Source organism: Myxococcus sp. CA051A (assembly GCF_013336705.1).
GTDB lineage: Bacteria > Myxococcota > Myxococcia > Myxococcales > Myxococcaceae > Myxococcus > Myxococcus llanfairpwllgwyngyllgogerychwyrndrobwllllantysiliogogogochensis.
In genome coordinates this window covers 395,138-405,212 of sequence record NZ_JABUMS010000010.1, presented here as the reverse complement: position 1 = coordinate 405,212, position 10,075 = coordinate 395,138, and the positions used below count along the sequence as shown (strand labels likewise).

General features: G+C 66.1%; 10 protein-coding genes. 1 reads left to right on the top strand and 9 read right to left on the bottom strand.

What is annotated here, in order from left to right; translation table 11 throughout:
* Window positions 1-186 (top strand): transposase (locus HUA74_RS28770; protein WP_174454834.1); only part of this gene is annotated, 186 nt, incomplete at its 5' end.
* On the opposite strand, the gene HUA74_RS28765 is transcribed toward HUA74_RS28770, so the two are convergent.
* The 9 genes from HUA74_RS28765 to HUA74_RS28725 all read right to left on the bottom strand — a co-directional run bounded on the left by HUA74_RS28765 (window position 163) and on the right by HUA74_RS28725 (window position 9,935).
* Entirely contained in the window at window positions 163-921 is a 759-nt protein-coding gene (locus tag HUA74_RS28765; protein ID WP_174457102.1) for a hypothetical protein, read from the bottom strand. The two genes, HUA74_RS28770 and HUA74_RS28765, sit on opposite strands and share 24 nt — an antisense overlap.
* A 337-nt stretch (window positions 922-1,258) precedes the next feature.
* Window positions 1,259-2,584: a coenzyme synthetase gene (locus tag HUA74_RS28760; RefSeq protein ID WP_174457101.1), complete on the bottom strand. Its 1,326-nt coding sequence runs from the start codon at window positions 2,582-2,584 to the stop codon at window positions 1,259-1,261.
* The gene (locus HUA74_RS28755; protein ID WP_141641145.1) at window positions 2,572-3,138 is read right to left on the bottom strand and encodes a hypothetical protein; all 567 of its coding nucleotides are present in this window, start codon (window positions 3,136-3,138) and stop codon (window positions 2,572-2,574) included. The genes HUA74_RS28760 and HUA74_RS28755 overlap by 13 nt, the downstream gene beginning before the upstream one ends.
* Window positions 3,138-4,799, bottom strand: a complete 1,662-nt coding sequence (locus HUA74_RS28750) for a M48 family metalloprotease (protein WP_174457100.1) — start codon at window positions 4,797-4,799, stop codon at window positions 3,138-3,140. The genes HUA74_RS28755 and HUA74_RS28750 overlap by 1 nt, the downstream gene beginning before the upstream one ends.
* Window positions 4,796-5,623 (bottom strand): hypothetical protein, encoded by an 828-nt coding sequence (locus tag HUA74_RS28745; RefSeq protein ID WP_174457099.1) that lies wholly within the window; start codon window positions 5,621-5,623, stop codon window positions 4,796-4,798. Before HUA74_RS28745 ends, HUA74_RS28750 begins: the two co-directional genes overlap by 4 nt.
* Window positions 5,620-7,155 carry a MoxR family ATPase gene (locus HUA74_RS28740; protein ID WP_174457098.1) on the bottom strand — a complete coding sequence of 512 codons (1,536 nt, stop codon included), beginning with the start codon at window positions 7,153-7,155 and terminating at the stop codon, window positions 5,620-5,622. Before HUA74_RS28740 ends, HUA74_RS28745 begins: the two co-directional genes overlap by 4 nt.
* Window positions 7,156-7,197: 42 nt before the next feature.
* Complete coding sequence (locus HUA74_RS28735) at window positions 7,198-7,845, bottom strand: response regulator transcription factor (protein ID WP_174457097.1); 648 nt, start codon at window positions 7,843-7,845, stop codon at window positions 7,198-7,200.
* Window positions 7,846-7,995: 150 nt separating this feature from the next.
* Window positions 7,996-8,661, bottom strand: coding sequence for a hypothetical protein (locus HUA74_RS28730; RefSeq protein WP_174457096.1), 666 nt, complete (start codon window positions 8,659-8,661; stop codon window positions 7,996-7,998).
* Window positions 8,662-8,762: 101 nt separating this feature from the next.
* On the bottom strand, window positions 8,763-9,935 hold the full coding sequence (locus tag HUA74_RS28725) for an AAA family ATPase (RefSeq protein WP_174457095.1): 1,173 nt from the start codon (window positions 9,933-9,935) through the stop codon (window positions 8,763-8,765).
* Between the last annotated feature and the right edge of the window lie 140 nt (window positions 9,936-10,075).

Here is a 10,075-nt window from a genome sequence, read left to right as displayed (position 1 = left end):
ACCAACGGCCTGGAGCGACTCCATGGCGAAGTCAAGCGCCGCATCCGCTCCGTGGGCGCCTTCCCGGACCGCGCCAGCGCACTGCGCCTCATCACCGCCGTCGCCCTCGAAGTCTCTGGCATCTGGGCTGACCGCCGCTACCTCGACATGGCCCTGCTGACTTCAAACCCAGACACCGCTGAATGAATCCGCCAAGGAGCCTTCCTCCCACGTTCCCCCCCCCGAACCAACCACACACGATTCGGGACTTGACCCATTGAGGCCCAGGACCCGACGAGAGGCAACTGTGTGCGGGTAGAATCCGAAGGCGAGGATGCTGGGGTTTTGGAGACCAGTGGGACCCTTATGCTCGGGGTCCTCGATAAAGTCGCACAACCCGAGGAACTCCTCGCAGTCATAGAAGTAGGACCTCCGGACCATGAAGAGGACGTCCCCGTTGATCACCCGATCTTCCGTGCAGCTCGTGTCGAACTGTGAGAGGTGGATGAAGTTGACGCCCGCGGCCGCCTCCCACTTCTGCGCGGCGATATTGAGAGAAGTTACAACCCCCCCGTACCAATCCCCGAAGTTCGATTGGGACACGCAGTAGGTCAGCTGGCGCTTCTGGGTGGTGCTCCATTCGGAGCGCTGCCCATTGTGGAGCACAGACAGCAGCTCACTCCGCTGCGTTCCCACCTGTCGCGCCTGGACATACTGGTCGTAGAACGCGCGCAACTCCGTGACGCTCTCGAACACTTCGTCCCCGTTGGCGATATACGCCCCCGTGGACCCGAGGGGCTGGGCGCCCGCAAGGAACTCCTCCCATGACGGCATCTTGATGCTCGCCTCGCCCTGGGTCACCGCCTGTTCATCGGTGCCGCCACAACCCGTCAGCCCAACGGCCAGCGCCGCCAGGATAGAGCCAATCCTCGACTTGTTCATCGATGTTCCTTTTCAGCTTGCTGATTGGGACAACATTCCTCACGCCAGGATGCGCGAGGAATCCATGGACGCCACGTGAGTGCCTGACCTGACAGTGATTCCTCACGGAGCTGTCCTGAGGAAACGCAACCTAACAGCGGGCTCTGACATCCGCGCTGAGTCATGACCGCGAGAGAATGTGTCTGAGACTCTCGACTGGAAGTATGTCCATGCGGGATCTCTAAGGTGTGCCTGTATCTCGGGGTTTCGCTCAAGACATGTAAACGCCGGATATGGCATTGCGGCCCGCGTGCGTGATGACAGTGCTTGTGCCGACGCACCGGGAGTGGAGCAGGCCCTACGGAACGCGGACGTGGCTTCGGAATGGCAGGGGCTTGGTGCCGGTGGCCAGGTCCTCCGCGCTCACGTGCCGCACGTCCAGCCGCGGTGACCCGCTCCACCCGAGATTGCGCAGGGCGGCGACGAGTCGCTCACTCAGGGGAGTGACGTCGGAGACTTCCGCGCCTGCCAGCTCCAACTCGAAGGAAGCGGGTGTCATCTGCGTCAGCCGGAAGGCGCGCAGGGCGTGGTGCTTGAACACCCAGGCGAGCGCCCATGCATCCACTGTTCGGCCCGTGGGCGTCGTGAAGTGGCACGCACCGCGACCGCCGAAGCGCTCCAGCGTCCAGCCTTGGAAGCCGCACGCGCACTCGTCTCTGTCCACCGTCCCCGAGTCACCCGGCAGATAGCGCAGGAGCGGCAGCACGCTGGGACGCAGCCGCGTCACCACCACCTCGTTGAGTCCTGGCTCCAGCCACACGTCGGGCGCGAGGACATGGAAGCGCCCCGGCCCTTCCAGGCACTCCCAGGCGAGCGGCCCCGTCTCCGTCGTTGCGTAGTAGTTCAGCAGCGGCGCGGGCTCCGAGCGCGCCAGGGCGTCCCGGGTGTCCTGGGGCAGGTACTGCGCGGAGGTGAGCAGCAGCGCGGGCGGCGGGAGGTCGCGCTGCTCGGAGAGCCAACGCAGCCCCTCCGGGTCCGAGAAGATGACGGCGGGACGTACGCGGCTCAGCCGCTCGCGTGCATTGTCTCGCAGCACGGAGATGCGGTGCAGCGCGCCGTCCTGGAGGATGGGCAGCCGCACCGAGTACTCGAGTCCACCCGGCAGGGCATCCAGCAGCACCACACGGGGACGCGGCGGCAGCACGGCCCGCGCGCGCTCCAGCCAGAACCGCAGCACTGCCCACATGTGCAGGCAGTCGCGCCTGTCTCTCACCACCTTCACCGGCTCGCCCGTGGAGCCGGAGCTTCTCACCACCACGCTCTCGTCCTCGCGAGACAGCGGCGTGGGCACTTCATCCCAGTGTCGCGCCAGCGTGCCTCGCTCCAGCGTGGGGAAGTGCCTCAGGTCCGCGAGCGTTCGGAGGTCTCCAGGGTGAAGCCCCGCGTCCCGCAGTCGCCGCGTGTAATAGGGAGAAGCCAGCAGGCCAGCGCGCAGCCCTTCCAGTCGCGACTCCAGCTCCGCGCGGGCCGCTGCCTCGTCGGGGAGGACGGCGAAGCGCGACAGGTCCCGGGCGATGGACTCCGCCCACGGGACATGGGGACGCTGGGTGGCGGTGTCCCGGCGGATGTTCGCGCGGGGAGCCACGCGTGCATCCGAGGGGAGCCCCAACGTCACTCGCGCCATCCTCGAGCGTCGGCGGCGCGCTGGGCCGCATCCGCGAGGTCCTTGGCGCGCTTGTCCGCTTCCTGGCGGCGGGCCTGCTCCGCCCGCTCCATCTCCTGCAGCGCGGCGCGGTAGTCGAGCTGCTTCAGCCGCGCGGAGGTGTCACGGGATGACTCGTCCTTCACCTGCCCGTCCACCGCGTGCACCCACTTGCGCAGGAACTCCTCCTGACGGAAGGCGTTGGAGCGCACCATCTCCGCCGTCAGGGGCTCCACCCACACGAAGAACCCCCGCATCACGGTGGCGGCATCCGCGTTCTTCCTCAGCATCGCCGCCGTGTCCGCACCCAGCGAGGACGACGTCAGCACGTACGCGAGCATCACCACCTGCTCCCGCCAGAGCGCTGGCGTCTTCGCTCTGCGCTCCATGTCCTCCCAGTCCGCGCGCGACGGAGGACGCACGCCCGCGAGGCGGAAGGTGTCGCAGATGATGGCCACCGCGAGCTCGTGCGGATACGGCGAAACGAGAGGCACGTCGGTGAGCTGCTTCTGGATGTTCTTGACGTCAAAGGCCATCACTTCTCCAGCAAAGCCTGGGACAAGGCCGCGGCGGCGGGGCCGAAGTCCGACAGCCATTTCACCACCACCAGGCGGAAGTTGCGCTCCTTCAGCGCGGGCGCCAGCGCCTGCCTCGCCCGGTGCTCGTCCGGCAGCGCGAGGAGCGCGACGAGCAGGCGAGAGCGCCGCGTCGCCTCCACCAACATCTTCATGTGCTCGTCCGTCGCCACGTTCGACAGGAAGTCGCTGTCGGAGATGATGACGCGCAGCGCGTCCGGCCGCTCCTTGGACAGCGTGCCCAGCACGTCGAAGGGGAACATCGTCCCCCCACCGATGTAGTGCAGCAGGAACTCGCGCGCCGTCTCCTCGTCGTACATCCACGGGGAGAGCTTGGGGTCGGTGTGCGAGTAGATGATGCCGCGCACCTTCGCCTGCTTGCGCAGCGCGGAGGCGGACAGCACCTGCGCGGCCAGCGTCATCGTGTTGAGCTGTGCATCCGGGTTCGGCATGGAGCCGCTGGTGTCCAGGTACAGCTCCACGGAGGGCACACCGAGTTCGGACGCGGGAGGCACGTCGGCCTCCAGCTCGCGACGCAGCGGCGACACCGCGGCGAGGTGCCCCTGGGTGAGCACCGTCAAGGTCCAGTCGATGGCGGAGGGGTCATCGCCGTACTCCCACGCCTCGGGCGTGGTGCGCAGGTACGGCTCCGGCTTCGAGGGCGCGGAGGGGAGCTTCAGCAGGTGCTGGTCGACGAGCCGTCGGTAGTGCCGGGCCACCAGCGCGCGGCGCAGCTTTCCCCTGCCCGTTCCGGGCAGGTGTTGGGTGACGCGGTTGATGTGGTCCAGCGCGTCGGGCGCCTTCGTGTCGTGGGCCTCGTCGAGCCAGCCCTTCGCGCGAGCTTCCTCCAGCGCGTCTTCCCACCTGCCACCACTCTGGAGCGCGGAGTCCCAGTCATCCACGTCCGGCAGCGACACGTCGTCACCCAGCGGCAGGGTGTACGTCGTCTCGTCGAGCTTGCCGAGGTAGCGGATGAAGGTGGCGCAGAAGTAGAGGAACTGGAGGCGCGGGTGCGGCAGCGCATAGAAGGTCTGCGCGAACATCCGAGCCTCCGCGCGCAGGCCAGGGAACTGCTCTTCCATCGGCGCCATCGCAGCGCGAGGCACCAGGTCTCCAGGCTCGCGTCCCCACAGCTCCTCGTAGATGGCCAGGTAGAAGAAGAACATCGGCGAGACTTCGCCGCCGCCCTGCGTGCGCTGGAACCCGCGATACACCCGGCACAGGTCCTCCGGGTGCGTGCGGCCCACGAACTCGTTCACCTGGAGGTCGTAGAAGAGGTTGGTGAGGGACTGCTTCAGGCCGGGGAGCAGCCGCTGCTCCATGACGCGCAGCTCCGCGTCCCAGCCCAGCGTGTGCGGGAAGCGCGCGTGGTGGCCGATTTCGTGCGCGAGCACCGCCATCAAGCTGTCCGCCGCGCCCATGGACTCCAGCAGCTCGAAGTGGACGAAGACCTGACGCTTCGTGAGGTCGATGTACGCGAGCGGCTCGTTCGCGTGGTCCGCGTCCGGACGGAAGGGGACGTGAGGCTCCGGAGGGCTGAGCCGCACCTGCACGTCCCACAGCGCCAGCGCGTCCCGCCAGCATCCCGCGATGTGCTCTGGCGTGAAGCGCGACGTGCTCATACGGGCACGAGCACCACGACGTGCTGCGAGGTGTCCAGCGTGCCGGCGGCGCGCCAGTCATTCGTCACGGTGGCGAACCAGGAGTCCACGCGCGCATCCCTCCACGCCACGGTGGACAGGTGCGGGCTCTGCTGGAGCGTCACCTCGGGGGTCTCGCGACAACCCATGGCGCCGAGGGGAATCGGTGTGTCCGACAGGAGCAGGCCCTGTGTCGCGGCCTCACGTCCGGCGATGGCGTGGCGGTGGCGGTCGTGTACGCACAGCACCGTGGGCGCCAGGAAGTGCAGGGGACCGGGCAGGAAGCGGCTGTCCTCTCGGGACAGGTCCACGAGGAAGGGCTGGGCCTTGTCGCCGAGCTTCATCGCGGGAGGCTCCATGGCGAGCGCGGCGGTTTCACGCAGGCGCTCCTCGATGCCCGTGAGCGAGCCGAGCCGCTGGCTCACGCGATAGAAGATGCGCTGCACCCACGGTGGAGCGGACTCCAGGTTTTCGCCCACGTTCCACAGCTGCGCGAGCACGCCGGCGCGTTGGGCCTCGGGGACACCCGAGAGCAGGCGGGGGACCAGGTCCGTCCACGCGAGGGTGAAGAGGTTCTGTCGGCCCGCGGTCGCCGGGTACAGGTAGCCCAGGCCGATGGCCTCGGCGCCCAGGCGCAGATATGCGCGCAGCAGTTCCTCTGCGTCGGCGGGGGAGGCGCCTGTCTGGGACAGGGACTCTCCGAGCTTCCGTGCGGGTCCTTCGAGCAGGGCGCGCCACAGCTCGGAGTCCCACCGCACGTAGCGGCCACGGGCGCTGGCTTCCAGTTCGTCCGCGAAGCCGCTCATGGCTGGCCGCCCGGGTTTTCCTTCAGCCACGTCGCGTAGTTCCGGTAGCGGCTGTACATGGACTTGAGGTGGATGAGGTCCTCGTAGACGGGGCCGGACAGCTCCTGCTTGGTGAGCAGTTCGTTCATCAACGCGGTGACGGTGGTGAGGCGCTTCTCGGTGGTGCGCAGGTCGATGCCGGACAGGCCCTTGTCCAGCTCGGTGCGCAGCACGCCGACCTTGCGGCGGATGGGCTCGTGCTTGTCGTAGTGGCCCATGGCCATGTCGAACATGTTCCGAATCCAGGCGACGCGGTCCTGGAGGAGCATCTTGTTGCCGCGCACCTCGAAGAAGGCGCTGCGGGTGTTGGGGACGAGCTTCTCGTGCAGCACCCACGGGGCGATTTGACGGAAGTCCTCCAGCTCCACGGTGCCGTGGCCTCGGAAGAAGGCGAGGGCCTTCGCGTAGTGGAGGATGGTCTGGTAGGCGCGCACGCTGACGCCGTTCTCCGTCTGCGTGCAGAGGTGCACCTTCTTGTCGAGCGGGCACTGCTCGTTGCACACGGCGGCGACTGTCTGTCCCGCGAGCTTGAGGGTGTCCTTGTGCTTGAACTCGAAGCGGGGCGAGGCCATGCGGCAGAAGTCGAGCTGGCCCAGGAAGAAGGCGATGCGTTCGAGGACGTGTCGCGGCACTTCCACTTCGAGGATGGAGGCGTAGGCGCGCTCCAGCTCGCCGGGGGTGAAGACGATGTCCTTGGGGAGCATCTCCTCGGGGGACTTGTCGGCTTCGATGCGCTGGAGGAGGGTGTCGATGAAGTTCGAGTTGAAGGGGACGGCGCGGACGACGACGTCGATGCGGTCCTTGAGGGCGTCGATGACCTGGAAGGTGCCGCCGCCCTGGTCGTCATTGGCGGTGAGGAACCAGGATGAGCGGCCGGTGTAGACGTACTGGTCCATCATCTCCGCGTAGCCCTCGGCGAGGAGGGAGAGGAGAGCGGACTGCGTCTTGGTGGGGATGCGGTTGTACTCGTCGATGATTTTGACGCGCTGGGTGATCCACTTGCGCCAGCTCACCTTGACGGCGGAGAGGTCCTCCGCCTTGAGCATGTCGGAAGGGAGGGGGGCGCCGAGCAGGTCGGCGATGGAGAGCTGGGGGTGGCCGCGCTGGATGGAGCGGTGGATGTCCTCGCGGGACATGCCGGACAGCAGGGCCATGAGGATGGCGGAGGTGGTTTTTCCGCGGCCGGGGCCGCCGATGAGGAGGGCTCGGCGGCAGGTGAAGAGGGTGAGCAGGGGGATGAGGACGAAGGAGCTGTAGCTCATGTCCTCGGGGAGATGGAGTTCGTCGCCGGTGGCGCTCTTGAGCGAGGCGGCGTGGCCGAACTCGATGTCGTAGTAGGGGCAGATGACGGCGTTGTTGGTGATCCACCAGTACGCCTGCCGCATCTTGTCGTGGAGGCTGCCGCCGTCACGCTCGGAGAGGTGGACGTTGAGCCCCTTGTCCACCGACGCGCGCCCGGAGAGCAGGCGCGACACCCAATCCTGATTGGCCATGCGACGCGCAGCCTAGCATCCGGGACACGGGGTGGGGTGCACTCACAGCGTGACGAGGCCCATCCGCGCGGCGCGGACGACGGCCTCGGTTCGGCGCTGGACGCCCAGCTTTCCGAGCACCGCGTTCACGTGGAACTTGGCCGTGTGCTCGCTGATGGAGAGACGGTCCGCGATGGCCTTGTTCGACAGGCCCTCCGCCAGCAAGGCGAGCACCTCCCGCTCGCGCGGCGTGAGCGCATCGGGGCCCAGGGCGCTGCTCCCTGGGGTGGCCGTTCTCGTGGACGTCCTCAGCTCGGAGAGTCCTGGGTCGAACACCACGAGCCCTCGTGCCACCGCGAGCAGCGCCGCCGTGAGCGGTGCGGGCGCCACGTCCCGGAACAACAGCCCCTTCGCCCCTGCTGTCAGCGCGAACTCGCCCGCTGTCTCATCCGCCACCAGCGCGAGCACGGGCGCTCCCAGGTCCGGGGCCTCCACGCGTGCTTCCGCCTCCGACGATATGCGCAGGCCCGTGTCCCAGAGCACCACGTCGAAGGCTTCGCCCCTCGCGGACTCCAGTTCCACCTGTGTGCCGGACGCCACCGTGAGCAGCTCGCTCCCCTGGTCGCCGAGCACCCGTGAGAGCGCACCCCGAGCCAGCGGGTCTTCCGCGACGAGCGCGAGACGCAACGGGACGAGGGGGGCATCCAACACGGAACCTCTTCATTAACCAGGGGAGGATTCTCCCGCTCGCATCAGGCGCCATGAGTGCTCAAGGCCTGACGTGGACGGAAACACTGGTAGCAGCCGAAGAGAACTCACGTGCGAGTCGCTCCTCGACCATGAAGAAGTTTGAAGAGAGGGCTACCGGCTCGTCGGCCCGGTGTAGGTCGTGCCCGTCCAGAGCGGCACGAGCTTCTCTCGGATCTCCGACAGGAACGCTGAGAGGCCTGTGTTGCGCCCGCGCTCCTCGAGTTGCTTGAGGGCTGCGTGCATCAGGGACTGCATCTCGCGGTCAACGACGCCATCTGTCAGCAGGGAGAGCACGCGCTTGGCGTCGCGCTTCGCACCGTCTTCCTGCGCCGTCAGTTCTTCTGCGCGAAGGCATGGGTCGAATCCGAGTTGCTGCCGCAGTTCCTGATGTCGGGTCTTCTCGGCCTGCGTTTCTGGGGTGTAGCCCGCGAGAATCCAGCACTCGCGTTTTGTATGTGCGACGGCAACAAGAATGGGGCCCAGGCTGGTGACTTCCGCGCTGGCTTGCTTCAGTCCTTTTCGCCGCTGTGCCTCATCGTTGTCGCTATCCCGCACCAGTACGACTGCATGGATGGGGTCGTCTCCATGAACTTTTAGCAGGGCGAGCGCTCGGCGAGTGACGAAGGCATCGTGAGCGCCAGGCTCCCTATTGAAATGTCCGTTGATGCGGATGTTGGCGGCCTTGGCGCGTGAGTGGACCTCCTTCCAGGGAAGGTAGGCTTCTCCGCGACGCTGTCCTCGCCACTCGCGAAGGACACCGAGCATCTCCGGTTCCATCCACTCAATGGACTCATGGAGCACTCGGTCCACGAGTGCAGGAACCGTCCTTTGGTCGCCGGGTCCCTCGCAGATGAGGACGATGGACGTAGGTGTGTCACTCATCCTTGCTTCTTCTCCGGCACGTCGCCCACCCACCCCTCGCCTACCGTGCTCCAGAACTCACCGGGACGCATGACTTCTTTCCAGCGCGCAAAATCTGGATGCTGAGTCAGTTCAGCAAAGTGGATGGTTCCATCCGGGAGGACGTTGGACAGTCGGACCTCCTTAGGGTCGAGATGGTCGATCAAATAAGGAGAGTGGCTTGTCGCGACGATTTGTAGTTCCGGATCTTGCTTCAAGAGTTCGCGGAGTTGGGCGACAAGGTGTTCTTGCGCTTTGGGATGAAGACCTCGGTCCAGGTCGTCCAGGAGGACAAGCTTGGGGCGCGGAGCGCTGAAGAGGACAGCGAGCAGCCCTAGTACCAGAAGCGTACCCTCACTGGCACCTTGGCTAGGAATTCCATCCGCGTTGGTGAGGTCGAACAGCAGTCGGTGTCCCGAGTAGGTCCGAACGTAGGTTCTCGTCACGAATTCGTCGTTGATACGAATCGCCTCGTTCTCCTGGCGCTTTACCTCCGCGAGGGAAAGCCTGACCCGGAGGACTTGCGGGATAACGCCGCGCAGGGCTGTCAGCAGGGCTTTAAAGTCATCCGGTCGGCTCAGTGCCATCTGCGCGAGGACTGAGGCCAAGCCCGCGCCATCGGATGCAAGCTGTGGCTCGACATCCGGTGTGTAGGACGTCTCAGCCAGTTTTCGGGCTTCCAGTCGCAAAAAGGAGTAGGCGGCCCACTTTTTCAGGACAGCGGGGAGTGGATCCGGGCGCGCGTGCAGGAATTTAGCCCCGCCCTCTCGGGCGACATTTGGCCGGAAGATTACGGGAATGCCCGCCCACTCAATTGATATCTTCGGGGAAGGGATCGTGTTGCGTAAGGCGTCATCCGAGAGCAACTCGAGTTTGAGCGCGCCCTGCGCATTGTCCCATCGTCCCGACAGGCGAAGAGAAGTTTCTCCGCTGGGGCTTCCTCGCTTGGTGAGTGCAGAAATCCCTCCACGCTGCTCGAGGAGATCCCCATATGCGGTATCTGGATGGGAAAGAGCCATCATCAGGTCGAGTGCCTGCAGCACGCTCGTCTTCCCGGACGCATTGGGGCCCACGATGACGGTGAGTCGCTCCAGCCCGAGCGTCGCCGACTCGATGCCTTTGAAGTTCCGCAGGGTCAGTTCGTGAATCATGCGTTCTCGCTCGTGCGCTCCACGACGTATGCCGGGAGCCCTTCCAACCCAGCAGAACGCAAAAGCCGCGTTCGGTGTTCGGTTCTACTCCACCTCCAAGTGTCGTCCCAGGAATGACGCGCTTGGTACTGTCCACAAGA

Coding starts and splice junctions, on each gene's coding strand:
- HUA74_RS28725 (WP_174457095.1), bottom strand. CDS start 9,935: ATGATTCACGAACTGACCCTGCGGAACTTCAAAGGCATCGAGTCGGCG.
- HUA74_RS28750 (WP_174457100.1), bottom strand. CDS start 4,799: ATGAGCACGTCGCGCTTCACGCCAGAGCACATCGCGGGATGCTGGCGG.
- HUA74_RS28745 (WP_174457099.1), bottom strand. CDS start 5,623: ATGAGCGGCTTCGCGGACGAACTGGAAGCCAGCGCCCGTGGCCGCTAC.
- HUA74_RS28755 (WP_141641145.1), bottom strand. CDS start 3,138: ATGGCCTTTGACGTCAAGAACATCCAGAAGCAGCTCACCGACGTGCCT.
- HUA74_RS28765 (WP_174457102.1), bottom strand. CDS start 921: ATGAACAAGTCGAGGATTGGCTCTATCCTGGCGGCGCTGGCCGTTGGG.
- HUA74_RS28760 (WP_174457101.1), bottom strand. CDS start 2,584: ATGGCGCGAGTGACGTTGGGGCTCCCCTCGGATGCACGCGTGGCTCCC.
- HUA74_RS28730 (WP_174457096.1), bottom strand. CDS start 8,661: ATGGAACCGGAGATGCTCGGTGTCCTTCGCGAGTGGCGAGGACAGCGT.
- HUA74_RS28740 (WP_174457098.1), bottom strand. CDS start 7,155: ATGGCCAATCAGGATTGGGTGTCGCGCCTGCTCTCCGGGCGCGCGTCG.